Source organism: Candidatus Pantoea soli (assembly GCF_007833795.1).
Lineage (GTDB): Bacteria > Pseudomonadota > Gammaproteobacteria > Enterobacterales > Enterobacteriaceae > Pantoea > Pantoea soli.
Genome location: NZ_CP032702.1, coordinates 3065625 through 3091019 on the forward strand (window position 1 = coordinate 3065625; position 25395 = coordinate 3091019).

Below are 25395 nucleotides of genomic sequence, written 5' to 3' on the forward strand. Positions count from 1 at the left end.
CAGGGGCTGCCGCAGGGCGGCCCTTTTTTTTACCTGAAGCCCGCCGGTTGATTCGCGCCGGACAAGCCCTTATCCTGCCCGACATGAAAACACCTCGCCTGCCCATTGCCCTGCAACAAGCCGTTATGCGTTCGCTGCGTCACTTCCTGGCGCTGGCCAGCCAGCGGCTGGAACGCGATTTCGCTGAGCCCCGGCTGGTTTATCAGCAGCGCGGCACGGCAGCAGGCACCGCCTGGCTTGCCGAGTGGGAAATCCGCCTCAACCCGGTGCTGCTGCAGGAAAATCAGCAGGCCTTCATTGATGAAGTGGTCCCGCACGAGCTGGCGCATCTGCTGGTGTGGAAAACCTTCGGCCGTGTGACACCGCACGGCAAAGAGTGGAAGTGGATGATGGAAGAGGTGCTCGGCGTGCCTGCACGACGCACACATCAGTTTGAAATCGCCTCGGTGCGCAGCAACACTTTTCCCTATCGCTGCCGCTGTCAGCAGCACCAGCTAACGGTGCGGCGCCATAACCGCGTGCTGCGCGGCGAAAGCGAATACCGCTGCGTAAATTGCGGTACGCTGCTGCAACCCGGCGAATTTATGCCTGGCTAGTCCGCAAATCTGATTTCCCCCGCCGGACCATTCTGCTACCCTGCCGCCCTTTTTCGTACCGGGTTAGTATTTGGAATATGTCTCGCAAAACGCTGTTATTACTCTCTCTTCTTATTACGCCCCTGAGCGCCTTCAGCCTCAGCGTCAGCCACTATCAGCAGAATAACTTCCAGCAGGCCAAAGCGGTGGCGGCAAAGATCAATGCCGGTGCACCGGATTTCTACTGCGGCTGTCGCATCCACTGGCAGGGCAAAAAGGGCGTGCCGGATCTCAGCAGCTGCGGTTACAGCGTGCGGAAAAACGCCAACCGTGCCGGGCGCATTGAATGGGAACACGTGATGCCCGCCTGGGAGTTCGGCCATCAGCGCCAGTGCTGGCAGCACGGCGGCCGGAAAAACTGCAGCAAAGATGCCGACTATCGCCGTATTGAAAGCGACCTGCACAACCTGCAGCCGGCCATCGGTGAAGTCAACGGTGACCGCAACAACTTTCAGTACAGCCAGTGGAACGGCGGTGAGCAGCCGTACGGTCAGTGCAGCATGAAAGTGGATTTCAAAGAGAAGCTTGCCCAGCCGCCGGAGCGCGCACGCGGCGCCATCGCCCGCACTTATTTCTATATGCGCGATCAATATCATCTGCGCCTCTCCCGCCAGCAAACCCAGCTGTTTAGCGTATGGGATAAACAGTATCCGGTAACCGCGTGGGAGTGCGAACGCGATAACCGGATTGCGCAGGTGCAGGGAAATCACAACGCTTACGTTCAGCAGGCTTGCCAGCGCTGAAAGCGCTACCCTACACTAGCTTTTTTCGATTGGGCCGCATCCGGTGATGCGGCATAACGCAGGCAGGAACCGCATGCGCATACCCCGCATTTATCACCCCGAAACGCTGACCGTTAACAGTGAAATTGACCTTGACGAGGATGCCGCTAACCACGTCGGACGCGTGCTGCGTATGAGCGCCGGACAGGCGCTTGAGCTGTTTGATGGCAGTAATCTGACTTTTCAGGCTGAAATCACCCAGGCCGACAAAAAGCGTGTAAAAGTAAAGATTCTTGCCAGCCAGCCTGACGATCGCGAATCCCCGCTACACTTGCACCTCGGCCAGGTGATGTCGCGCGGGGAAAAAATGGAGTTCACCATTCAGAAATCGATCGAGCTTGGCGTGAATGTGATTACGCCCTTGTTTTCTGAACGCTGCGGCGTAAAGCTGGATGCTGAGCGGCTGGCAAAGAAAATTCAGCAGTGGCAAAAGATTGCCATCGCCGCCTGCGAGCAGTGCGGCCGCAATCGCGTGCCGGAAATTCGTGAAGCGATGACGCTGGAGGCCTGGTGTGCAGAAGCCGAAGAGGGCCTGAAGCTCAATCTGCATCCGCGCGCCAGCCACAGCATCAATACGCTGCCACAGCCGGCTGAACGCATACGACTGCTGATTGGCCCGGAAGGCGGTTTATCCGCCGCGGAAATTGCCATGACGGCGCAGCACGGATTCACCGATATCCTGCTGGGGCCGCGCGTTTTACGCACTGAGACCACCGCCCTCACCGCGATCACGGCACTTCAGGTGAGGTTTGGCGATCTCGGTTAAGGGATAATTCCGGCCCGAAGACACACGCAGATAACTGACCAGCACAACGCTTTCGCATGGAATGGCGTCGCTGAATCCCCTTTGAGGAGAGAATAATGATTAAGCTTGGCATTGTTATGGACCCGATTTCGTCCATCAATATTAAAAAAGACACCAGCTTCGCCATGTTGCTGGAGGCGCAGCGCCGTGGCTACGAAATTCACTACATGGAAATGGGCGATCTCTCCCTGCGTGGCGGCGTCACCTATGCCCGCACCCGCCTGCTGAGCGTGGAACAGAATTATGAACAGTGGTACCGCTTCGGCAGCGAGCAGACCATTGCACTGGCCGATCTGAACGTCGTGCTGATGCGTAAAGATCCGCCGTTTGATACGGAATTCATCTACGCCACCTACCTGCTGGAGCGCGCGGAAGAGCAAGGCACACTGATTGTGAACAAACCGCAAAGCCTGCGCGACTGTAATGAAAAGCTCTACACCGCCTGGTTTGCCGACCTGACGCCGGACACGCTGGTTACGCGCAACAAAGAGCAGCTGCGCGCCTTCTGGCAGGAGCACGGCGATGTGATCCTCAAGCCGCTTGACGGCATGGGCGGCGCGTCCATTTTCCGCGTGAAACAGGATGACCCGAACTTTGGCGTGATCACCGAAACCCTGACGCAGCATGGCCAGTTCTACTGCATGGCGCAGAACTATCTGCCGGCGATCAAAGAAGGCGACAAACGCGTGCTGGTGGTAGACGGCGAGCCGATTCCTTATTGCCTGGCGCGTATTCCGCAGGGCGGTGAAACCCGCGGCAACCTGGCGGCCGGTGGCCGTGGTGAAGCGCGTCCGCTGAGCGAAAGCGACTGGGAAATTGCCCGTCGCGTTGGCCCGGTACTGAAAGCCAAAGGGCTGATTTTTGTCGGCCTTGATATCATCGGTGATAAACTGACTGAAGTTAACGTCACCAGCCCAACCTGCGTGCGTGAAATCGAAGCCGCCTTCCCGGTGTCGATTACCGGCATGCTGATGGATGCGATTGAAAAACGCCTGGGCTGAGGATGCCGCAGGAGTGAAAGCTCCGTGAACCACCCAGGCCGGCGCTGATGCTTCAGCGCCGGCTATTTTTGGTAACGAGTGATAATGAATTTACAGCACCATTTTTTGATTGCGATGCCGTCGCTGCAGGATCCGTTTTTCAAACGCTCGGTGGTGTACATCTGCGAGCATAACGAAGACGGCGCCATGGGCCTGATTGTAAACAAGCCAATGGAAAACCTGACGGTCGAAGGCATTCTGAAAAAGCTGAAAATCAGCCCGTCCGAGCGCGACCCCGCCATCAAGCTGGATAAACCGGTGTTTGCCGGCGGCCCGCTGGCAGAAGACCGCGGATTCATTCTGCACTCTGCGCAGCGTACCTACTCTTCCAGCATTCGCATCTCCGATAATACGGTGATCACCACGTCGCGTGATGTGCTGGAAGCGATTGGCACAGCGGCGCAGCCGGATAACGTGCTGGTGGCGCTGGGTTACTGCGCCTGGGAAAAAGACCAGCTTGAGAATGAGCTGCTGGAAAACGCCTGGCTGACCACGCCTGCCAACAGCAATATTCTGTTCCACACGCCGATTGCCGAACGCTGGCGCGAAGCCGCGCGCAGCATGGGCGTGGATATCCACAATATGACCAGCGATGCAGGACACGCATGATGGCCGGTGAAACTTTACTCGGCTTTGATTTCGGCACCAAAAGCATCGGCGTGGCAATCGGCCAGCAGCTTACCGGTACGGCACGTCCGCTGACGGCGCTGAAGGCGCAGGACGGCACGCCAGACTGGGAACAGATTGGCAAACTGCTGAAAGAGTGGCAGCCGGATTACGTGGTGGTGGGCCTGCCGCTGAATATGGACGGCACCGAACAGCCGCTGACCGCGCGGGCACGTAAGTTTGCTAACCGCCTGCATGGCCGCTTTGGCGTGCGCGTGGAGCTGCAGGATGAGCGTCTCAGCACCGTTGAAGCCCGCGCCGACCTGTTCGCCCGTGGCGGTTTCCGGGCGTTGCAGAAAGGCCAGGTTGACTCGCAGTCGGCGGTGATTATTCTGCAGGACTGGTTCGAAACGCACTAAGCCTGCGCCTCTTTTTCTGCGGCCTGCGCTGTGCCGCAGGCATTTCCTGCCGCGCCCCCTGCCGGGCGCGCATACGAGACTTAAAGCAGCCCGGCCTGCCGCCTTGCGGCTTCGCTCTGGGCAAAGGTCTGCATGCCGGTTTGCGCCCCGGTCTGCAAAACGCCGGGCAGCTGATGCAGCTTGCCCTCGCGAATCAGGTTACTGACGGCGGGCGTGGCCACCAGCACCTCAAACAGGCCTATTCTGCCGCCGGCTTTGGCAGCCACCAGTCGCTGCGCCAGTACGGCTTTCAGGCTGCCCGCCAGCTGCGTGCGCACCAGGTTCTTCTCCTCTGCCGGAAACACATCCACCAGCCGATCCACCGCCTGAGTGGCCCCGCGCGTATGCAGGGTTGCCAGCACCAGATGGCCGGTTTCGGCGGCGGTCAGCGCCAGCCGGATGGTGTCGCTGTCGCGCAGCTCTCCCAGCAGAATGACATCGGGATCTTCACGCAGCGCCGCTTTCAGGCCGTGCTGAAAAGAGGCGCAGTGCGTGCCGATTTCGCGCTGCTGAATCAGCGACTGCCGGCTGCTGTGCACAAACTCAATGGGATCTTCCAGCGTGATAATATGGCGCGCCTGCTGCTGGTTCAGCGTATCGACCAGCGCGGCCAGCGTAGTGGATTTGCCGCTGCCGGTGGCACCGGTTATCAGGATCAGCCCCTCTTCAAGCTGCAGCAGCGTGTTCACCACGGCGGGCAGATCCAGCGCCGCGATCGCCGGTATCTCACTGGCGATCACCCGCAGCGCCAGCGAAAGCCCGTGCCGCTGCAAAAACAGATTGGCCCGCAGCCGCACGCCGCTGCGCAGCATCAGGGCAAAATCGAGATGCCCGTTCTGCTGCAGCTCGCTCTGCTGCGCCGCCGTAAGCCACTCTGCGCTAAAGGCGCTCAGCCAGCGCTCATTCACCACCGCCTGCTGCGGAACGGGTTCCAGCACGCCCTGCCGCCGCCAGTGCGGCAAATGTCCGCAGCACAGGTGCAGATCGGCCGCATTATGCTTTACACTAAGCGCCACCAGTTCATCCAACTCCATTTAACTTCTCCTGACTATGACTTCCATTGAGCACAACCTACAGCAAGTGCGCGAGCGTATCGCCGCTGCGGCTGCGCGTTGCGGCCGCGCGCCAGAAGAAATTACCCTGGTTGCAGTGAGCAAAACCAAACCTGCGGGCGCGATCGCAGAAGCTATCGCAGCCGGACAGCGGGTGTTTGGCGAAAATTACGTACAGGAAGGGGTTGAAAAGGTGGCCGCGCTGGCCGCACATCCCGATGTGCAGTGGCACTTTATCGGCCCGCTGCAATCCAATAAAAGCCGTCTGGTGGCCGAGCATTTCGCCTGGTGTCATACCGTGGATCGCCTGCGTATTGCCCAGCGCCTCAGCGACCAGCGTCCGGCGCACCTGCCGCCGCTTAACGTGTTAATTCAGGTAAATATCAGTGACGAGCACAGCAAATCTGGCATCATGCTGGAGGCAGCAGGCGAGCTGGCGCAGCAGATTGCCGCCCTGCCGCACCTGCGGTTGCGCGGCCTGATGGCGATACCGGCACCGGAGCAGGATTACGCGCGACAGCTGGCGGTATGTCAGCAGATGGCCGACGCGTTCCGTGCGCTGCAGCGCGATTATCCGGCGGTGGATACGCTTTCGCTCGGCATGAGCGACGATATGGATGCCGCTATCGCCGCAGGCAGCACCATGGTGCGCATTGGCACCGCCATATTTGGCGCGCGGGAGTATGCGCGACCTTCACAACAATAATTGAGGAACCTCATGTTAACACTGACGTTTTTAGTCAAAACGCTGATCGACCTGTACGTGATGGTGCTGCTGCTGCGCATCTGGATGCAGTGGTCGCGCTGTGACTTTTACAATCCGCTGGCGCAGTTTGTGGTGAAGATCACCCAGCCCGTGGTGAAACCGCTGCGCCGCATTATTCCGGCACTGGGGCCGATAGACACGGCATCGCTGCTGCTGGCCTTTGTGCTGACGACGCTGAAATACCCGATCCTGCTGCTGATTCAGGTGGGCGTGTTCTCGGTTGACCCGACCAACCTGCTGGTTGGCCTGCTGTCGCTGGTGAAGTCGGCCGGGTATCTGGTGTTCTGGGTGATCATTGTCCGCTCGCTGATGAGCTGGATCAGTCAGGGCCGCGGTCCAATGGATTATGTGCTGATTCAGCTGACCGAACCGCTGATGGCACCGATCCGCCGCATTCTGCCGGCGATGGGCGGCATTGATTTCTCAGCCATGATTGTGATTCTGGTGCTGTATGCCCTGAATTTCCTCGGGATGGATCTGTTCCCGGGCCTCTGGTACCTGCTGTAATTTATTAATCCGGAACTATTATGCAAAAAGTTGTGCTCGCCACCGGTAATCCCGGCAAAGTGCGTGAACTGGCCGACCTGCTGGCGGCCTTTGGCCTCAATATCGTGGCGCAAACCGAACTGGGCGTGACGTCAGCAGAAGAGACCGGCCTGACCTTTATCGAAAACGCCATTCTCAAAGCGCGCCACGCGGCGCAGATCACCGGCTTACCGGCAATTGCCGATGATTCGGGTCTGGCGGTGGATGCGCTGGGCGGCGCGCCGGGTATCTACTCCGCGCGCTATGCCGGTGCAGAAGCCAGCGATCAACAGAATCTGGAAAAGCTGCTGCTGGCGATGGAGAATGTGCCGGACGGTCAGCGCCAGGCGCAGTTCCACTGCGTGCTGGTCTATGTACGTCACGCTGCAGATCCGGTGCCGCTGGTGTTCCACGGCAGCTGGGACGGGGAAATTACCCGCGCCCCGGCCGGAGAAGGCGGTTTCGGTTACGATCCGATTTTCTACGTGCCTGCACTGGGCAAAACCGCCGCCGGACTGAGCAAAGAGGAGAAGCGCGCGGTCTCTCATCGGGGTAAAGCATTGACGCTGCTGCTGGAAGCGATGCGCAATGCCTGAGTTACCACCGTTAAGCCTGTATATTCATATTCCGTGGTGTGTGCAGAAATGCCCCTACTGCGATTTCAACTCGCACGCGCTGAAAGGCGAGGTGCCGCATAACGACTATGTGGCGCATCTGCTGCGCGATCTGGAGCAGGATCTGCCGCTCACCGCCGGACGGACAGTGCGCACCCTCTTCATCGGGGGCGGCACGCCCAGCCTGCTCAGCAGTGAGGCGATGCAGATGCTGATGGATGGCGTACGGGCGCGCCTGCCGCTGGCGGCTGACGCAGAGATCACCATGGAGGCCAACCCTGGTACGGTCGAAGCCGATCGCTTCAGCGGCTATCAGCGGGCCGGGATCAACCGCATTTCAATTGGCGTCCAGAGCTTCAGCCCGCAAAAGCTGACGCGGCTGGGACGCATTCATGGCCCGGAAGAGGCCGTGCGCGCGGCCCGGCTGGCTGCCGGACTGGGCCTGCGCAGCTTTAACCTTGACCTGATGCATGGCCTGCCGGATCAGTCGCTGGAGGAGGCGCTGGACGATTTACGCCAGGCGATTGCGCTCAACCCGCCGCACCTGTCGTGGTATCAGCTGACCATTGAGCCCAACACCCTGTTCGGTTCACGTCCGCCGGTGCTGCCGGATGATGATGCGCTGTGGGATATCTTTGAGCAGGGTCACCAGCTGCTGACCGCCGCCGGTTATCAGCAGTATGAAACCTCCGCTTACGCCCGGCCGGGCTATCGCTGCGAACACAACCTGAACTACTGGCGCTTTGGTGACTATCTGGGCATTGGCTGCGGTGCGCACGGCAAGCTGACCCAGCCTGACGGACGCATCGTGCGCACGGTGAAAACCCGTCATCCGCGCGGCTTTATGAAAGGTAACTATCTGGACAAGCAGCATGAGGTTCCGGATGAAGATAAGCCGTTTGAATTCTTTATGAACCGGTTCCGCCTGCTGGAAGCGGCCCCGCGCGCCGATTTCCGGCGCTACACCGGGCTGGAGGAATCCGTCATTCGCCCGCAGATGGATCAGGCCATCGCCGCAGGTTACGTACTGGAAAGCGCGGACAGCTGGCAGATCACCGAAAAAGGCAAGCTGTTCCTGAACTCCCTGCTTGAGCTGTTTATGTAGTCACGCTGAAAACGGCAGCCGTCCCGCAGGGCGGCCGCCGTATCGCGGCGGGAGGCACCCGACAGCGCCCCCTTCCGGCCATCAGGCCACCAGCACCACCTCGTCACCGATCAACAGCTGCGCGCTGCGATCGTGGCTTTCAAACACCTGCCACTGTTTTCCGCCGCGGCTCTGCGTTCCCTGCTGCTGCCACTGCTGATAAAACAGCGCGCTGTCTGTCAGCTGCACCGTATCGCCCCGGTCGCCGTCAATGGTCCAGCGCTGCGGCGTGGTCAGCATCTCCTCCGGTGCCTGCTGCAGCAGCGACGCACTCTCCAGCACCAGCTGATTGTCGCCCTGCCCGGTGAGGTCGATATGTCGCAAATCCGTCAGCGCCGCTGTCAGCTGCTGGAAATCCAGCGGTGACTGTTCACCGGCGAGGATCAGGGAGCTGAACCCGGCCAGCGGCTGCGCCTGACTTGCCAGCCACTGCTGCGCATCGGTGAGATGCAGCTGGGGCCCCGCCGCCTCTTCAGCCTCCGGCTCCGGCAGCGCTTTCAGCCGTGCGGCAGGGGTCTGCTTGCCCCAGCGCAGGGTATCCAGCACCCAGCCGACATCGCGCCGCACCAGAATGCTGCAGCCAAAAACGCGCTTGTAGGTGTCCGGATCTTCCCCGGAGTGGACTTCGATATAGCCAATCTGTTTGCCGGCCGGCGCGTTCCAGCTGAAGCAGTTAAAATCCTGCTCGCGGTTACTGCTGCTGCTGGGGCGCAGATATTCCCGCCCCAGCAGCTGGCCGTCCGGCGAATAGATATTGACGTAACTGTCGCAGTTATTGATGCGTCCGTAGTTAAACGCAACGTAGTTAGTGGCACCAAAATCAAACTTCACCACGGCGTTATCCAGCATTTCCACCGCGCGACTTTGGTAGCCATCCGGGCGATTCATTACGCCGGTGTAAAAGCTGCCCACGCTGCGGGTGTGGCTCAGTTCGGTGACTTTCAGATCGCCATACTGATAGGTTCTGCCGCTCTGCCAGTTGAGGCTGCTGCGGCAGTCCCAGTTCTCACAGCCGATGGTATTACTGAGCGGCGGCGCGTAGTTCACAGACCACGGCGCTGAAAGCGGACTGACGTTGCCTGCCGTATCCACCGCTTTTACGCTAAAGCTGTTGGCACCCGGCATCATCTCGCGATCCGGCGTAATGCGCCAGCGGCCGTCTGCGGCGGCATAGGCTGAGCCCACCGCCAGGCCATTCTGATACAGCGTCACCAGGCTTGATGGCTCCGACTGCCCGGAAAAATCCAGGCGCGCATCGTCGGTGGTCTGCCCCGGCAGCACGGGCTGCACGCTGCCGGTGTCGTCAAGCGCCTGCAGGATCAGCGGGGTGTCGATACGGGTATCTATGTTCAGCGTCCAGCTGTCACTCCACGGGCTGACATTCCCCGCTTTATCGCTGCTGCGGGTGCGGAAACGCCACTCGCCATCCGGCGTCAGATCCTGCGGCGGCGTCCACTGCCAGTGGCCGTTGCCATCAACGCTCGCCGTGCCGCCAGCGATCCATTTACCGCCTGGTGCGGCGTACTGGATGCGCACGCTAGTGCCGGCTTCGGCTTCACCGTGCAGCACCGGACGGCGATCGTCGGTTGGGCGGCTGTTGTCAAACTGCCCCTGATACAGCCCCTGGTCATCCGCGTAGTAACGAAAGGCCGGTGTGGCCGGCGCGACGGTATCAAGGTGAAAGGTCCATACCACGGACGGCGTACTGCGGTTATCCGCGCGGTCTTCCGCCACGGCGCTGAGCTGGTAAGTGCCATCCTGTGGCAGGTCAAGCTGAACCTGCCATTCGCCGCGGGCATCGGTACGGGCAGAAGCCAGCAGCGTAGTGCCATCATAGAGATAAACGAGGCTGTTCGCTTCTGCCTGGCCACGCACCACTGGCTGGTCGTCGTTGGTATAGCCATTGCGCTTGATGCTATTGCCATTGTCCACGCCGCCTGCCACATCATCTTCGATGGCACCGATCACCGGCCTGGCAGGCGGCTGGGTGTCGATGTTGTAACTGACATACAGCGGCGCGCTCTGGTTACCCACCTGATCCACCGCAACAAAGCTGAGCTGGTACTCGCCATCCGCCAGCGGTCGCGCCGGCGTCCAGGAAAAGGTGCCGTTGGCCACCGGAACGCGCTGCGTTTGCTGGCCGTTGACGCTGACAATAATCTCCACGGTGTCGGGCGACGTTGCGCGACCGTCCCAGCGTTTCTGTGGATCGTTGTACCAGCCGGGTTCAGCCATGATGATGAAGGGAGGAAACAATAACGGATGATTTCCGGAAGCGGAGGCGTCAAAAGATAACATAAAAATTCCTTAAAAATGAATAGGTTTAGCGGGCTTCTTGCCCGCCGTAATACTCATTAATCTGGCTTTTTTATCGTTATCAGATTCGTCCCGAAACCAGGACAACATCGGTGACGCACGGCGAAAAGCACAAAGCCAGCCGCAGGGCTGGCTTTGTCACAAGCGCGTCAGGGGATTAACCGGCAATATTTTTCATCAGCGCTTTGCGCTGGCTTTCCAGATCCGTTACCCGGTTACACACTTCGTGACCGAAGTTCTGGAAATCCTGCTCCTGATTATTCCATTCGGTCTGAATCGACTGCTGTAAGCCGCCCAGATTGCCCATCAGTGCCTGCAGCGGATTGCTGCCGCTGGCCGCCTGCTTTGTGCCCATCTCGTTCAGGCTGTCCTGCAGTACACCACCCAGCGTGCTCTGCACCAGCTTCTGCCCGTCCGCGCGCACCTGCGCGATAGCCTGATGATGGAACGTCAGTCCGTCCGGACGATGCTCAATGATGCGGTTCATCTGCTGTTTCAGCTGGCCGTTCAGCGTCGTCAGGCGGTTACGCACGTTGCTGTCCGTACCCAGCTTTTCCACAATCACTTTGTCCAGCGCAACGCGCCCGCGCTCCAGCCGCGTGGTGGCACCGCTATCCACCCAAGGCAGATCGCGGCGCAGCGCATTCTGATAGTTAATCGCTTTCTGTCGCGTGGCCGTGTCCACCGTGGCTTTCTGCCCGTTGAATGTCACCTCGCCCTGAGGGGTAATTTCGAGGTTGCCGTTGCTGCCCACCACCTGCACGCTCTGCGGTTTGATGATCACATCATCTTGTGGATTAACGCTGCACTGGTAATCAGCATGCGCCTGCGCTGCCGTCAGCAATAGCGCGGCGAGAAGTGCCTTACGAACCATGAATTCTCCTGCAGGAATGGATTGTCTGACAGACGCAGCAAAGCGGCTGCGTCCGGCGTGACGCATTATGCTGCGCCACTGCGCGGTATACACCTTTGCAGCGGCGCGCGGTATCGCGTCACGGCGTGATGCTACTTAGTCCCACCAGACGTCAAAGAGTTCCGTCACCTGAATATCTGCCAGCTGGCGCTTCTCCAGCCACTGGCGCACCAGCTCACGGTGTTCATCGGTGCATTTACCGGTTTGCTGCATGCACACCAGCCCTTCCCACACCAGATAGCCGCTGCCATCGTAGGCCAGGCCGTTAGGATCGATCACCTCACTGATGAACTGATCCAGCGTGGCGTCGACTTCCTCTTCGGAGGTGCCTTCGGCAAAGCGCCAGGCAACGGAGAAGCCCAGCTCCTGGAACTCATCAATATGCAATTTTTTACGTAAACGACGGCTACGCTGTACGGCCATTATTTCACCCTCTCAAACATCAGATCCCATACGCCATGGCCCAGTCGCTGCCCGCGCTGCTCAAATTTGGTTAACGGACGCGTCTCCGGACGCGGCACGTAATCATTGGTGGCTGACTGGTTACGGAAGCCGTCAACGCTGCGCATCACTTCCAGCATGTGCGTTGCATAATCTTCCCAGTCGGTTGCCATGTGGAACACGCCGCCCGGCTTCAGCTTGCGCAGCACCCGCTCCGCAAAGGGCACCTGCACGATGCGGCGCTTGTTGTGGCGCGCTTTGTGCCACGGGTCGGGGAAGAAGAGCTGTACCATGCGCAGCGCGTTATCCGGAATCATATTCTCCAGCACTTCAACGGCGTCATGGCACATCACGCGCAGATTCGTCACGCCCGCTTCCTTCGCGGAAGCCAGACAGGCGCCTACGCCTGGGGCATGCACTTCGATACCGAGAAAGTTCTGGTGCGGATTGTTCTGCGCCATGGTGACCAGCGACGCCCCCATGCCGAAGCCGATCTCCAGCACCAGCGGTGCCTCGCGCCCGAACAGCGCCACCATATCCAGCGGCTGTGCCTGGTACTCGACGCCCATCTCCGGCCAGTAATTATCGAGCGCGAGCTGCTGTCCTTTCGTTAAGCGCCCCTGGCGGCGCACAAAACTGCGGATACGGCGTAAAGGCCGCCCGTTCTCATCAAATTCCGGGGTGATGACGTCATTAATCATGTTGAAGCCTGCTGGTTAGCCTGTTCAGGGAAACGGGCATTATGCAAAGTTAGATAGCAGAAGCAAGCCTTTGCAATCTTCCGGTTTACACCCTGATGTCTCTGTGCTGGAATTCCTGCCTGATTGTAGAGTAAACACGGAAAATTTCCTTCTTATGATGCAGGCGCCAGAGTTCGCGCAACAGGTACTGGAGTGGTATCAACGCTTCGGTCGTAAAACCCTGCCGTGGCAGCTGGAGAAAACGCCTTATAAAGTCTGGCTCTCCGAAGTGATGCTGCAGCAGACGCAGGTTGCCACCGTTATCCCTTATTTTGAACGCTTTATGGCGCGCTTTCCCACGGTAGCCGATCTGGCCGCCGCCCCGCTGGATGAAGTGCTGCACCTGTGGACCGGCCTGGGCTATTACGCGCGTGCGCGCAATCTGCATAAAGCGGCAAAGCAGGTGGTGGCGCAGCACGGCGGTGAATTCCCGCGCACCTTCGGGGAGGTGGCGGCACTGCCGGGCGTAGGCCGTTCCACTGCCGGTGCCGTGCTCTCGCTTTCGCTGGGGCTGCACTTTCCTATCCTCGACGGCAACGTCAAGCGCGTGCTGGCACGCTGCTATGCCGTCGACGGCTGGCCGGGTAAAAAAGAGGTCGAGAAGCGCCTGTGGCAGATCAGCGAGGAAGTCACCCCTGCCGACGGCGTCAGCCAGTTCAATCAGGCGATGATGGATTTGGGCGCGCTGGTCTGTACCCGCTCACGGCCTAAGTGTGAAATCTGCCCGCTCAACGGCGGCTGTGAGGCTTATGCCCGCGGCAACTGGGCCGATTATCCGGGTAAAAAACCCAAAGTGACCCTGCCGGTACGCAACGGCTGGTTCCTGATGCTGCAGCACGGCGACGAGGTCTACCTGGAGCAGCGCCCGCCGGTCGGGTTATGGGGCGGTCTGTTCTGCTTTCCGCAGTTTAGCAGCGAGGATGCGCTCACCGACTGGCTGGCCGCGCGCGGCATTCACCGCCAGCCAGTGCAGCTGACCGCCTTCCGGCATACCTTCAGCCATTTCCATCTGGACATTGTGCCGATGTGGCTGGCATGGCCTTCCGCCGGGTCGCTGATGGATGAAGCGCACGGTCTCTGGTATAACTTAGCCCAGCCACCGTCAGTGGGTCTGGCCGCGCCGGTCGGGCGCTTACTGCATGAATTGCGCCACCCCCTGCAGCCTGAACTGCGAACCCGTGTGACCAAAGAGGAAGAGTAATGAGCCGCACCATTTTTTGTACTTATCTGCAACGCGACGCTGAAGGCCAGGACTTTCAGCTCTATCCTGGTGAGCTGGGTAAGCGCATCTACAACGAAATTTCTAAAGAAGCCTGGCAGCAGTGGATGTCCAAGCAGACCATGCTGATCAACGAGAAAAAGCTCAACATGATGAACCCGGCCGATCGCAAAGTGCTGGAGCAGGAGATGGTAAATTTCCTGTTTGAAGGCAAAGATGTGCATATCGAAGGTTACACCCCGCCAGAAAAATAAACGTTCGGGGCCTCCCTTTGAGGCCCTCTTTTTCGAGTCAGGCACGCATTCACAATGAATAAAAAACTGATAGCCCTGCTGGTGATCGCCCCTTTGCTGGTTTCCTGCTCCGGACAAAAAAAATCGCAGTACCACGAGGAGTGGGTCAAGGACACCAACGGTTTTGACATTCTGATGGGGCAGTTTGCCGCCAACATCGAGAATATCTGGGGAATCAATGAGGTTCTGATCGCCGGGCCAAAAGATTACGTCAAATACAGCGACAACTATTACACCCGCAGTCACATTAACTTTGACAGCGGTAGCATCACCATTGAGACCATCTCCGGCACCGATCCGATGGCCAGCCTGCGTCAGGCGATCATCACCACGCTTTTGATCGGCGACGATCCCGGCAATGTTGATCTTTACTCCGATGCCAACGACATTCAGATCAGCAAAGAGCCCCTGCTTTACGGCCAGGTGCTGGATAACACCGGCCAGCCCATTCGCTGGCAGGGGCGCGCCGGTAACTTTGCCGATTACCTGATTCAGAACAAACTGCAGAAGCGCACGTCTGGCCTACATGTGATCTGGTCGGTCACGATCCCGATGGTGCCGAACCACCTGGATAAGCGAGCCCATAAATATCTGCCGCTGGTGCGCAAAGCCGCCGAAGAGTATGGCGTGGATGCCTCGCTGATTCTGGCGATCATGCAGACGGAATCCAGCTTCAACCCCTATGCGGTCAGTAACTCCGATGCGCTGGGTCTGATGCAGGTGGTGCAGCACACCGCAGGCGTTGATGTGTTCCGTATGAAAGGCAAATGGGGCAAGCCGAGCCGCAGCTATCTGCTGGATCCGGCAAATAACATTGATGCCGGTACCGCGTATCTGTCGCTGTTGCAGAAGAACTATCTGGGCGGCATTCAGGATCCGCTGTCGCGGCGCTACGCGGTGATTACCGCCTATAACGGCGGGGCGGGCAGCGTGCTGCGCGTGTTCTCCAGCGATAAAGATCGCGCCTTCTCGCTGATCAACGGCATGTCGCCCAGCCAGGTGTATCAGACGCTGACCAGTAGTCATCCATCTGCGGAGTCACGCCGTTATCTCTATAAGGTGAACCAGGCTCAGCGCAGCTATCATCGCTATTGATCCGCGCCAAAGAGAAACCGGCCGCGCCCCACCCGCTGCTCTCTCCCGTCCGGGAGAGAGCATGGCAGCGGACGAAGACGCGGCCAGCTAACGGCGCGCAGTGCGGCGCCGCTTCCTTACAGCATCATATTCGCCACTAACCGCTTGTGGCCGCTGGCATCCTCTTCCGTATAGACGCCCTGCAGCTCCGGTGAGAACCCCGGTAGCTGGTTAATGCCCTCTTCCAGCGCCAGAAAGTAGCGCTGTACCGGGCCGCCCCACACTTCGCCCGGCACCACGCACAGCACGCCCGGCGGATAAGGCAGCGCGCCCTCGGCGGCAATGCGCCCCTGCGCCTGCGCAATCGGCACCAGCTCTACCTCGCCACGAATGTAGGCCTGATGGGCATCCTGCGGATTCACTTCTGGTTTCGGGAAACAGGCTGCGCGGAACATTTCGCGCTGCAAATCTTTGACATTATGACTGACGTACAGATCGTGCATCTCCTGGCACAAACGGCGCAGGGTATAGCCCTGATAGCGCGCCACGTTTTTGCGGTATACGCCCGGCAGCACTTCTGCCAGCAGCGCATCTTCGCGCACGTGCTGCTCGAACTGCTCCAGCATTGCCACCAGATGCGCCATCTTCTCCGGCGTTTCTGCCGGGGTCAGCAGGAACAGGATCGAGTTGAGATCGCACTTCTCCGGCACAATGCCGTTTTCACGTAAATAGTTCGCCAGAATGGTCGCCGGGATGCCAAAGCCGGTGTACTCACCGCTGACCGCATCAATGCCCGGCGTGGTGAGCAGCAGTTTGCACGGGTCAACGCGATACTGATCCTGATCGTAACCGGCAAATCCGTGCCACTTTGCCCCCGGTTCAAAGCTGAAGTACGCCGGATCGGCGGCGATCTCCGCGGTCTCTGCCGCCTGCCACGGCTGGCCATGTACCTGTTCCGGCAGGAAGGGCTGAATCAGGGTGCAGCGTTCGAGGATCGCTTTGCGGGCGTCAATACCCAGGGTAACGCAGTCGTGCCACATACTGCGCCCCGCTTCCCCTTTGTGCATGCGGGCATTGATATCCAGCGCGGCGAACAGCGGGTAAAACGGGCTGGTGGACGCATGCAGCATAAAGGCGTTATTCAGGCGCTTATGCGGGCAGAAGCGCTGCTGCCCGCGGATGTGGTTATCTTTTTTGTGAATCTGCGAGGTTTGTGAGAAGCCGGCCAGCTGCTTATGCACCGACTGGGTGACAAAAATGCCCGGATCATTTTCATTCAGCGTCAGCGTCAGCGGCGAGCACTCGGCCATCAGCGGAATGAACTGTTCGTAGCCCAGCCACGCCGAATCAAACAGAATGTAGTCGCACAGATGACCGATCCGATCCACCACCTGCCGCGCGTTATAGACCGTGCCGTCGTAGGTGCCCAGCTGAATAATGGCCAGGCGGAACGGACGCTGATCCTGCGCGCGATGTGGCGCAACGCGCTGCACCGCGTCACGCAGGTAAGCCTCGTCAAAGCAGTGCGCATCAATACCGCCAATGAACCCGAACGGGTTGCGCGCAGCCTCCAGATACACCGGCGTGGCACCGGCCTGAATCAGTGCGCCATGATGGTTGGATTTATGGTTATTACGGTCAAACAGCACCAGATCGCCGCGCGTCAGCAGCGCGTTAGCGACCACTTTGTTGGCGCTGGACGTGCCGTTGAGCACAAAGTACGTTTTGTCAGCATTGAACACTTTTGCCGCGTACTTCTGCGCATCTTTGGCGGAACCTTCGTGAATCAGCAGATCGCCCAGCTTCACATCGGCATTACACATGTCGGAACGAAAAACATTCTCGCCATAGAACTCATAGAACTGGCGGCCAGCCGGATGGCGGCGGAAAAATGCGCCACCCTGATGGCCCGGACAGGCAAAGGTGCTGTTTTGCATATCGACATAGCGCGTCAGGGTATCGAAAAACGGTGGCAGCAGTTCCGCCTCGTAGGCCTGCGCCGCCTGCTCCAGCGCCGCCCATTCGTGCGCCGCACCGTTGATTTCGCCGGTCACGCCCGGCAGTTCCAGTACGGCTTCATCAAAGGCGTTGGCGATAAACACCGGCAGATTAAAGCCGGTCTGTTTCAGCAGCGTCAGAATGCCGCTGCGGGTATCCGCCAGCGAGACGACCACCGCCGCGACGTCAGTAAAATCGGTATTGTCCAGCGTGACCACGTCGCGCACTGTATTCAGGCTCAGGCCTGGCGCTACCGCAGCGCTGGCAGCAATTTTTAATGGGTTCATAACACAAATCCCCGTAATGAAGGATGAGTGAGTGCCAGTGGCACAGCAATGGGGAACACGCCCCGGCGAATAACATCCGACGGCCGTAGCCGATAGACATCAGTAAACGCAGAGTCCCTCTGGGTTTACTGTTAGCCAATAGCACAGCCCGGACTGGCCTCACCGCATAATGAGAGATAAAAGCGAACACAGCATGACAGAGACGCGCCGCGCGGTCAGCGTGCGGCAACAAGTGCAGGCGTGCATTGTTCCGGTCATGGCAGCGTCCTCAGCAGGTGAAAAGCGATGTATTAACGGGGCGTTATGATGTCATCTTTTTCCCGCACGGACAACCCGCGCCGCGCCGGATGATGCAATGTGCCATTTACATAACTTTATGATTTTAATAATGTTAAATAAAAACCGGCACTGAAACACGCTTAACTATCCGCTACTTATGCAAAGTTATGCAGAATGTAACCAGGCAGCAGGGATCCGCCTGGCGCTCTTCGCCTGCCGGGCGTACTATGAATTCCTTTCTCTACAACCAGCCGGAGGCGGCATGTTCAGGGCGTTAGTCATTGAAAATGATGAACAGGGATATCGCACATCCCTGCAGGATCTGTCAGAAACACAGCTTCCTGATGAGGAAGTGACCCTCGAAGTCAGTTATTCCACGCTGAATTACAAAGATGCGCTGGCTATCTGCAATAAAGGGCCGATTGTGCGTCAGTTTCCGATGGTGCCGGGCATTGATTTTACCGGTCGGGTGGTCAGCAGCCGTCACGCCGCCTGGCAGCCGGGGAATGAAGCGGTGCTGACCGGCTGGGGCGTGGGCGAAAAACACTGGGGCGGCCTGGCACAAAAAGCCAGCGTGCCGGGTGACTGGCTGGTGGCTGTGCCGCCGACGCTCAGTCCGTTACAGACCATGGCCATCGGCACCGCCGGCCTGACCGCCATGCTGTGCGTTATGGCGCTGGAAAAACAGGGCGTGACGCCGCAGCACGGCCCGGTGCTGGTGACCGGAGCCAGCGGCGGCGTCGGCAGCTTCAGCGTCAGCCTGCTGGCCCGGCTGGGTTATGAGGTTATCGCTTCCAGCGGGCGCGCCAGCGACAGCGAGTACCTGATCCATACGCTGGGGGCGAAGTCGGTGATTGACCGTGCGACGCTGAGCCAGCCCGGCAAACCCCTAGGCAAAGAGCGCTGGGCCGCCGCCATCGACAGCGTTGGCAGCCACACGCTGGCCAACGTGCTGGCCGGCGTGCAGCGTGATGGCGTGGTCGCCGCCTGCGGAATGGCGCAGGGGCTGGATCTGCCGGCCAGCGTGGCGCCTTTCATTCTGCGTGGCGTGACCCTGACGGGTGTCGACAGCGTGATGTGTCCGCTGCCGCAGCGCCAGCAGGCCTGGCAGCGGCTGGCGCAGCAGGTCGACAGCGTCCTGCTGCAGCAGCTGACGCAGGTGATCCCGCTCAGCGAGGCGCGTGCCGGTGCGGAACGCCTGCTGGCAGGCCAGGTGCGCGGAAGGCTGATCGTGGATTGCCGCGCCTAATCGCACTGCAGGGCCGTGCGGCCCTGCCTGTCGCGCGCAGCGCATTGACCGGATAACGGAAGAGAAAATCATGTCGCAGAAACCCGCAGTGACGATTCATTACTGCACGCAGTGCAACTGGCTGCTGCGCTCCGCGTGGATGGCGCAGGAGCTGCTCCATACCTTCGCCGATGAGTTAGGCGCGGTCACGCTGCAACCCGGCACCGGCGGCGTATTTGAGATCGCGGTAGACGGTCAGGTGATTTGGGAGCGGAAACAGGAAGGCGGATTTCCGGATGCTGCCGCGCTGAAACAGCGCGTCCGCGACCTGTGCTGGCCGGATCGGCCGCTGGGGCACGTGGACAGGAAAAAAACGCCGGACGCCTGACGCGGCGCGTGCGCGGCAGCGGCGGGCATCGCTCAGCTTTGTGCGATCTTCGCTGCCGCTTCCCGCAAAGCCGCCACCACGGTGGCGACCGTCTCCGGCGCAATCTGCTCCTGCGCCAGCCGGTGATTCAGCGTATAGCGCAGCGTATCAATCGCCTGTTCGATTGCCGGAATGCTGCGGTTGTTGACCAGAATCGCCAGCGAGGCGAGGCGCGTGATAATTGCCGTCACCGCGTCGCGCTGCTCCGCCAGCAGCGCCCGTCCGCCAGCGTTCAGCGCATAAGCCTTGCGTGACGCTGCGACATCCACCACCTGAATCGCGTCGGTTTCTTCCAGCAGCGTCAGGTTGGGATAGATAATGCCGGGGCTCGGTGAGTATTCCCCTTTTGACAGCTCTTCGATGGATTTGATCAGCTCATAGCCATGCGCCGGCCCGCTCTGCAGAAAATGCAGCATCAGCAGCCGGATATCGCTGGCGTCCAGCATCCGTTCGCGGCGTTTTTTTCGCGCCCCGCCACAGCCAGACGGCGGTGTGGCATCGGCGTGGCCGGGAACGTCCTGCGGCTGTTTCATGGCTTTTCCAGGGGTGAACTGAGGGAGGTTGATAGTAGTCCGCCCCCTGGCAAAATTCAACACGCCCGCCGGCGGGCGCGGCTGAGGTTATTTCTGATGCCAGTAGGCCACGGCACGGATGAAATCGGCATCGGCCCCGCGACGCTGCGTGAAGTAATCGCTCAGCTGTTTTACCGTCTCCCCTTCCCCGGTCAGCCAGATGAAATACTCCTCTGCGGGCAGCGCCAGGCGATCCAGCTGCGCGATCGGTGCCGCCAGCCGATCGGCCTGCATGTTGCCGCTGCCAAACCAGTGGGCCTGCACGCCAGGCAGATCGCCAAGGTAGGCGCGCCCGGTGTCTTCATCGGTGAACGCCAGCAGGTGAACCTCGCGGGCGTCAATCTCCACCAGGCGGCGTTTCATCGCCGGTAAACCGGTTTCGTCACAGACATAAATCTGGCAGGCGTAATCCACCGGCGCAATGCAGGAGCCGCGCGGGCCGCCAATAGCGATCTGATCCCCCGCCTGTGCCGCGGCGGCCCAGCGGCTGGCAACGCCACCCTCATGCAGATAAAAATCCAGCGTCAGCGAATCCTGACCGTTAAACGCCAGCGGCGTGTAATCGCGCGCCGGAGGCCGCACGCCCGCCGGCCAGACGATGCCGTCATCGGTAAGCTGCGGCAGCACCAGCGCCCGGTCCGCACTGGCCGGGAAAAACACTTTGATATGGTCATCAAACGAGGGCGAGGTAAAGCCGGCCAGCTCGCTGCCGCTAAAGACGATGCGCCAGAAGCTGTCGGCAATTAAGGTTTTGCTTGCCACCGTCACCGGGCGGAAGCGCAGTTCATTGCGCACGCGCTGCGGCGCGCGCGGATGCGTTTTCACGGACAAAGGCACTCTCCCTGCAGCACCGGACGCGCAACCGCGCGCATCCCTGACTGCACTCTCAGTAAGTTATCGAAAATGATTCTCATTAATCACGACAACCCTACCTATGATATATCTTCGGCGCAATGCCAAAAAATGCTCTGGCACAGTCATCGTCTGGTCAGGTAAGCAGGGAAAAGCAGGCGGGTAGCAGGGACGGACGGGCTATTGCGGGGCGCGCAGCCCGTCCACGGCGTACAGGCAGCGGGCGATCAGGCCTGATGAGGAGCGCAGGCAAACGGGCTGCCGTCTTCAGCACTGTGCTGCGGCAGCGGGTTGTCGCCAGAAATTTCCTGTCGGGCACAGTGTGACTGATGCGGATGTAAGCCACCCGGCGGCGAGAAAGGCTCAGCCATTTGCGCCTGTGTCAGCGCAGAAAACGCCACAAGCGCTGTCGACAAAAACAACGGTAAAAGTCGCATGATAGTGTCTTTTTTCAGTTTAGTAGTCCGGAACGGACCCGAAATGCAGATGAAGATCCAGCCTGAGGGACGGCAGCGAGTGAATGATGCGGCCGGTCAGGATTCAGTGGAGGATTTTACGCCACCCCGGCGCGGGCTTTTATAAAATCGTGCGGTTTGTCACACTTCACCGCACGATTTACGCATATTTAGCGCTTCACCGGAATATAAAACGTGCCCTGCAGCAGATCGGGCGTACTGTATTTCAAATCCAGCTGCAGCAGGTCTTTGCCCGGACGGCGCGCCACGCCCAGCGAGGGCAGCAGGTTGTAGTAAATCTCTGCATTAAACGCGTTGATCTCTTCCGGGGCGCCGTGCCAGTCAATTTCCGCATACAGCCCCTGCTCCGCGGTCCAGTTTTGCACGTTGCGCGGCAGCACATCGGCATACTGACTCTCCAGGGCCTGGAACAGGCTGATGTGCTGCTGGTCGGCCGAGTGCACGCCCGGGCCATACTGAAAGCCCAGCCAGCCGCGCCGCACATGCTGACCGGCAAAAGCAATGAAATCCCGCGCGTGCTGTGCGACCACATGCTGATGCTGATCAATGTATTCGCCGAAGCGGCACTCCCATTCCACCACCTCACCGCATAGCGCCAGCGCCGGTTGCTCGGTCAGACGTGGCGTCACCCAGCTACGCGGTACCGAAATACGGCTGTGAAAATCCCGGGTCAGCAGGTCCGGCACGCGGCGATAAGCACCCGGCGTCAGGGAGAAGTGACTTTTAAATACCCGGGTAAAATTTTGCTGATTATCAAAACCAAAGCGCACGGCGATATCGATCAGCGGCATGCTGGTCAGGCGCAGCGCCATGGCCGCAAGCGTCAGGCGACGCTTACGCGTATAAGAGGCCAGCGTTTGCCCGGTCATCTCTTTAAACATGCGCTGCATGTGCCATTTGGAATAGCCGGATTTCCGGGTAATCAGATCGATATTGAGCTCGTCGGTCAGATTGGCTTCGATCCAGTCCACCAGATCGTGGATGTACTGTTGTTTCAGATTCAGGCTAAGCATTTTTAATTGAATGAATCAGGAATGGGGTGGTTTTATGCGTTATTCGTCACATAAATATAACAAAAGCGTATGATTAGCGTAAGGAACGGTAAAGAAACCCCGGCGGAGATCGCATTAATTGCTTAGGAAACTAATCGTTAAATACGCTGGCATAAAAAAGGCCGCCCCGCAGGACGGCCTGTTTAGTGCACGCTGTCCGGTGCGCACTCAGTGCGAGCGCATCCCGGCTGCGGTCATCATCATACGAAACAGTGATGCCACTACACCTAATGCCAGCACGCTTGCGCCGTAGATGATCACCAGCCACAGCACGCGCTTCCACCAGGGAGCTTTCGTTTCAGTATGGGTTTTCATATTGCTGACCTCAGTTTGCATATCAGTGGTATCCCTCGTCGGCTTTGATTTTTCCGCGGAACACGTAGTAGCTCCAGAAGGTGTAGCCCAGGATCATCGGAATAATCAGCAGGCTGCCCACCAGCATAAACGCCTGGCTTTGTGGTGGTGAAGCCGCATCCCAGATGGTGACCGACGGCGGGATAATGTTCGGCCAGACGCTAATGCCCAGTCCGGAGAAGCCAAGGAACACCAGCGCCAGCGTCAGCAGGAACGGCGAGTAGTGCGCTTCGCGCTTAATCGCCCGCACCAGACCCCATGCGCACAGCAGCACCAGCACCGGCACCGGCAGGAACCAGAACAGGTTTGGACGGGTGAACCAGCGATGCGCAATCGCATCATGCGTGAACGGCGTCCACAGACTGATAATGCCCATCACCACCAGCAGCGCCACGATCAGCGGCGTAGCCAGCGCTGACATCTTACGATGCAGGTCGTGTTCGGTTTTCATAATTAGCCAGGTGCAGCCCAGCAGCGCGTAGGCAATCACCAGACCAATGCCGCAGAACAGCGGGAACGGCGCCAGCCAGTCCATCGCAGAACCGGCAAACGCACGCCCTTTTACCGGGAAACCATCAATCATTGCGCCAACCGCCACGCCCTGGCTGAAGGTCGCCAGCAGCGAGCCGGCGATGAAGGATTTATCCCAGAATGCCCGGTGCTCTTCGGTGGCTTTAAAGCGGAACTCAAAGGCGACGCCGCGGAAAATCAGGCCAATCAGCATCGCTGTCAGCGGGATAGCCAGCGCATCGGCGATGACGGAATAGGCCAGCGGGAACGCCCCGTACAGGCCCGCGCCGCCCAGCACCAGCCAGGTTTCGTTGCCGTCCCAGACCGGTGCCACTGTGTTCACCATCATGTCACGCTCAACGGCGTCTTTGTTGAACGGGAACAGGATGCCGATACCCAGATCAAAGCCATCCATTACGATGTACATCAGGGTGGCGAAAACAATAATCGCGAACCAGATAATGGAGAAATCAATCATTTATTTACCCTCCTGCGGCTCATTCAGGCTTTCATGCGCAGCAGAAAGCGGACGTGCTGGCGTCTTGCCCTGACCCGGACCACCGTGACGGACATCTTTCCCTTCCCCGGTCAGCGGACCTTTCTTGATCAGGCGCATCATGTAGACATACCCCACACCGAACACCGAGGAGTAAACCAGCAGGAACGCCAGCAGGCTGATGCTCATGTGCAGATCGCCATGTGCTGAGACCGCATCAATGGTGCGCTGCACGCCATAGACCACCCACGGCTGACGACCAATTTCAGTGGTGAACCAGCCGGCGAGGATCGCAATCAGTCCGGACGGGCCCATCAGCAGGGCAAACCACAGGAACGGACGAGACTGATACAGGCGCTGTTTGTAACGCAGCCACAGGCTCAGCACACCCAGCGTAATCATCAGCAGCCCCATCGCCACCATGACGCGGAATGACCAGAAGATGACCAGCGAGTTAGGACGGTCCTCTTTCGGGAAGCTCTTCAGCGCGGGCACCTGCTTATCCAGGCTGTGCGTCAGAATCAGGCTGCCCAGGTACGGCACTTCAAGGGCGTATTTGGTGCGCTCCTGATCCATATCGGGAATACCAAACAGGATCAGCGGTGTGGCTTCTCCCGGCGGGTTTTCCCAGTGGCCTTCAATTGCCGCAATTTTTGCCGGCTGATGTTCCAGCGTATTCAGGCCGTGCGCATCCCCGATCATCGCCTGAATCGGCGCCACGATCAGCGCCATCCACAGCGCCATGGAGAACATTTTACGAATGGCCGGATTGTCGTTGCCGCGCAGCAGATGCCAGGCGCCGGAAGCGCCGACAAAGAAGGCGCTGGCGAGGAAGGCGGCTACCGACATATGGAACAGGCGGTACGGGAACGACGGGTTAAAGACAATCTTCAGCCAGTCCTGCGGCACCACAATGCCATTTTCGATGATGTAACCCTGTGGCGTGTGCATCCAGCTGTTGGACGCCAGAATCCAGAAGGTGGAGATCAGCGTACCCAGCGCAACCATGCAGGTGGCAAAGAAGTGCAGGCCCGGGCCGACACGGTTCCAGCCAAACAGCATAACGCCCAGAAAGCCCGCTTCGAGGAAGAAGGCCGTCAGCACTTCATAGGTGAGCAGCGGACCGGTCACGCTGCCGGCAAACTGCGAAAACCCACTCCAGTTGGTCCCGAACTGGTACGCCATCACCAGTCCGGACACTACGCCCATGCCGAAGTTAACGGCAAAGACTTTGGACCAGAAGTGGTAGAGATCGCGATAGGTCTCGTTACGTGATTTCAGCCACATGCCTTCGAGCACCGCCAGGAAACTGGCGAGACCGATGGTGATGGCCGGGAAAATAATATGGAAGGACACAGTAAAGGCGAACTGAATCCTGGCCAGGTGAAAGGCATCTAATCCAAACATTGCTTACCTCATTGCCACAAGATTACACCGAATT

At 59.3% G+C, this 25395-nt stretch carries 27 protein-coding genes; 15 read left to right on the top strand and 12 right to left on the bottom strand.

The features are described from left to right. Positions 1 to 83 precede the first annotated feature (83 nt). The 6 genes from D8B20_RS14160 (at position 84) to ruvX (ending at position 4287) form a co-directional block, all read left to right on the top strand. Positions 84 to 596: a SprT family zinc-dependent metalloprotease gene (locus D8B20_RS14160; RefSeq protein WP_145889458.1), complete on the top strand. Its 513-nt coding sequence runs from the start codon at positions 84 to 86 to the stop codon at positions 594 to 596. A 77-nt stretch (positions 597 to 673) separates the two neighbouring features. Continuing rightward, on the top strand, positions 674 to 1378 hold the full coding sequence (gene endA, locus D8B20_RS14165) for a deoxyribonuclease I (protein WP_145889459.1): 705 nt from the start codon (positions 674 to 676) through the stop codon (positions 1376 to 1378). A 73-nt stretch (positions 1379 to 1451) separates the two neighbouring features. Then, on the top strand, positions 1452 to 2183 hold the full coding sequence (gene rsmE / locus D8B20_RS14170; RefSeq protein ID WP_145889460.1) for a 16S rRNA (uracil(1498)-N(3))-methyltransferase: 732 nt from the start codon (positions 1452 to 1454) through the stop codon (positions 2181 to 2183). Positions 2184 to 2278: 95 nt separating this feature from the next. Beyond that, positions 2279 to 3223 (top strand): glutathione synthase, encoded by a 945-nt coding sequence (gshB, locus tag D8B20_RS14175; RefSeq protein WP_145889461.1) that lies wholly within the window; start codon positions 2279 to 2281, stop codon positions 3221 to 3223. A gap of 84 nt (positions 3224 to 3307) precedes the next feature. Then, positions 3308 to 3871 carry a YqgE/AlgH family protein gene (locus D8B20_RS14180; protein WP_145889462.1) on the top strand — a complete coding sequence of 188 codons (564 nt, stop codon included), beginning with the start codon at positions 3308 to 3310 and terminating at the stop codon, positions 3869 to 3871. Beyond that, positions 3871 to 4287: a Holliday junction resolvase RuvX gene (ruvX, locus tag D8B20_RS14185; protein WP_145890592.1), complete on the top strand. Its 417-nt coding sequence runs from the start codon at positions 3871 to 3873 to the stop codon at positions 4285 to 4287. The genes D8B20_RS14180 and ruvX overlap by 1 nt, the downstream gene beginning before the upstream one ends. An 80-nt stretch (positions 4288 to 4367) precedes the next feature. Here the strand turns inward: ruvX and D8B20_RS14190 are convergent, their stop codons facing one another. Beyond that, positions 4368 to 5360, bottom strand: a complete 993-nt coding sequence (locus D8B20_RS14190; RefSeq protein ID WP_145889463.1) for a type IV pilus twitching motility protein PilT — start codon at positions 5358 to 5360, stop codon at positions 4368 to 4370. A 16-nt stretch (positions 5361 to 5376) separates the two neighbouring features. On the opposite strand from D8B20_RS14190, the gene D8B20_RS14195 reads away from it, so the two are divergent. The 4 genes from D8B20_RS14195 to hemW are packed head-to-tail and all read left to right on the top strand — an operon-like array spanning position 5377 to position 8388. Further along, positions 5377 to 6084, top strand: a complete 708-nt coding sequence (locus D8B20_RS14195) for a YggS family pyridoxal phosphate-dependent enzyme (RefSeq protein WP_145889464.1) — start codon at positions 5377 to 5379, stop codon at positions 6082 to 6084. Positions 6085 to 6096: 12 nt separating this feature from the next. Continuing rightward, positions 6097 to 6651: a YggT family protein gene (locus D8B20_RS14200; RefSeq protein WP_145889465.1), complete on the top strand. Its 555-nt coding sequence runs from the start codon at positions 6097 to 6099 to the stop codon at positions 6649 to 6651. Positions 6652 to 6671: 20 nt separating this feature from the next. Next, complete coding sequence (locus D8B20_RS14205; RefSeq protein WP_145889466.1) at positions 6672 to 7265, top strand: XTP/dITP diphosphatase; 594 nt, start codon at positions 6672 to 6674, stop codon at positions 7263 to 7265. Next, positions 7258 to 8388, top strand: a complete 1131-nt coding sequence (hemW, locus tag D8B20_RS14210) for a radical SAM family heme chaperone HemW (RefSeq protein WP_145889467.1) — start codon at positions 7258 to 7260, stop codon at positions 8386 to 8388. The genes D8B20_RS14205 and hemW overlap by 8 nt, the downstream gene beginning before the upstream one ends. Positions 8389 to 8469: 81 nt before the next feature. Here the strand turns inward: hemW and D8B20_RS14215 are convergent, their stop codons facing one another. The 4 genes from D8B20_RS14215 to trmB form a co-directional block, all read right to left on the bottom strand. Continuing rightward, positions 8470 to 10725, bottom strand: a complete 2256-nt coding sequence (locus tag D8B20_RS14215) for an Ig-like domain-containing protein (RefSeq protein WP_145889468.1) — start codon at positions 10723 to 10725, stop codon at positions 8470 to 8472. A 175-nt stretch (positions 10726 to 10900) separates the two neighbouring features. Beyond that, positions 10901 to 11617 (bottom strand): YggN family protein, encoded by a 717-nt coding sequence (locus tag D8B20_RS14220; protein WP_145889469.1) that lies wholly within the window; start codon positions 11615 to 11617, stop codon positions 10901 to 10903. A 135-nt stretch (positions 11618 to 11752) separates the two neighbouring features. Next, a complete protein-coding gene (locus tag D8B20_RS14225) occupies positions 11753 to 12079 on the bottom strand; it encodes a YggL family protein (protein WP_145889470.1) in 327 nt (108 codons plus the stop codon). Next, complete coding sequence (gene trmB, locus D8B20_RS14230) at positions 12079 to 12798, bottom strand: tRNA (guanosine(46)-N7)-methyltransferase TrmB (RefSeq protein ID WP_145889471.1); 720 nt, start codon at positions 12796 to 12798, stop codon at positions 12079 to 12081. The genes D8B20_RS14225 and trmB overlap by 1 nt, the downstream gene beginning before the upstream one ends. 154 nt (positions 12799 to 12952) lie before the next feature. Between trmB and mutY the strand changes: the two genes are divergently transcribed. From mutY to mltC, 3 genes are read left to right on the top strand one after another with little or no spacing between them, the layout of a single operon-like run. Continuing rightward, complete coding sequence (gene mutY, locus D8B20_RS14235) at positions 12953 to 14038, top strand: A/G-specific adenine glycosylase (protein ID WP_145889472.1); 1086 nt, start codon at positions 12953 to 12955, stop codon at positions 14036 to 14038. Continuing rightward, positions 14038 to 14310, top strand: a complete 273-nt coding sequence (locus D8B20_RS14240; RefSeq protein ID WP_145889473.1) for an oxidative damage protection protein — start codon at positions 14038 to 14040, stop codon at positions 14308 to 14310. Before mutY ends, D8B20_RS14240 begins: the two co-directional genes overlap by 1 nt. 54 nt (positions 14311 to 14364) lie before the next feature. Continuing rightward, positions 14365 to 15444: a membrane-bound lytic murein transglycosylase MltC gene (gene mltC, locus D8B20_RS14245; RefSeq protein WP_145889474.1), complete on the top strand. Its 1080-nt coding sequence runs from the start codon at positions 14365 to 14367 to the stop codon at positions 15442 to 15444. 116 nt (positions 15445 to 15560) lie between these two features. Here mltC and D8B20_RS14250 read toward each other — a convergent pair whose 3' ends face one another. Next, a complete protein-coding gene (locus D8B20_RS14250; RefSeq protein ID WP_145889475.1) occupies positions 15561 to 17708 on the bottom strand; it encodes an ornithine decarboxylase in 2148 nt (715 codons plus the stop codon). Between the two features lie 541 nt (positions 17709 to 18249). Between D8B20_RS14250 and acuI the strand changes: the two genes are divergently transcribed. Both acuI and D8B20_RS14260 read left to right on the top strand, forming a co-directional pair. Continuing rightward, entirely contained in the window at positions 18250 to 19236 is a 987-nt protein-coding gene (acuI, locus tag D8B20_RS14255; RefSeq protein WP_145889476.1) for an acrylyl-CoA reductase (NADPH), read from the top strand. Positions 19237 to 19306: 70 nt separating this feature from the next. Then, positions 19307 to 19603, top strand: a complete 297-nt coding sequence (locus D8B20_RS14260; RefSeq protein ID WP_145889477.1) for an Rdx family protein — start codon at positions 19307 to 19309, stop codon at positions 19601 to 19603. 32 nt (positions 19604 to 19635) lie between these two features. Here D8B20_RS14260 and D8B20_RS14265 read toward each other — a convergent pair whose 3' ends face one another. The 6 genes from D8B20_RS14265 to D8B20_RS14295 all read right to left on the bottom strand — a co-directional run bounded on the left by D8B20_RS14265 (position 19636) and on the right by D8B20_RS14295 (position 25361). Further along, positions 19636 to 20175, bottom strand: coding sequence for a PadR family transcriptional regulator (locus D8B20_RS14265; RefSeq protein WP_145889478.1), 540 nt, complete (start codon positions 20173 to 20175; stop codon positions 19636 to 19638). 87 nt (positions 20176 to 20262) lie between these two features. Beyond that, on the bottom strand, positions 20263 to 21045 hold the full coding sequence (locus tag D8B20_RS14270; protein WP_370664114.1) for a siderophore-interacting protein: 783 nt from the start codon (positions 21043 to 21045) through the stop codon (positions 20263 to 20265). 646 nt (positions 21046 to 21691) lie between these two features. After that, a complete protein-coding gene (locus D8B20_RS14280; RefSeq protein WP_145889480.1) occupies positions 21692 to 22555 on the bottom strand; it encodes a helix-turn-helix domain-containing protein in 864 nt (287 codons plus the stop codon). 207 nt (positions 22556 to 22762) lie between these two features. Then, the gene (locus D8B20_RS14285) at positions 22763 to 22909 is read right to left on the bottom strand and encodes a DUF2474 domain-containing protein (protein WP_370664115.1); all 147 of its coding nucleotides are present in this window, start codon (positions 22907 to 22909) and stop codon (positions 22763 to 22765) included. Between the two features lie 22 nt (positions 22910 to 22931). Then, entirely contained in the window at positions 22932 to 23936 is a 1005-nt protein-coding gene (gene cydB, locus D8B20_RS14290) for a cytochrome d ubiquinol oxidase subunit II (protein ID WP_145889481.1), read from the bottom strand. After that, on the bottom strand, positions 23937 to 25361 hold the full coding sequence (locus tag D8B20_RS14295) for a cytochrome ubiquinol oxidase subunit I (RefSeq protein WP_145889482.1): 1425 nt from the start codon (positions 25359 to 25361) through the stop codon (positions 23937 to 23939). Positions 25362 to 25395 lie beyond the last annotated feature (34 nt).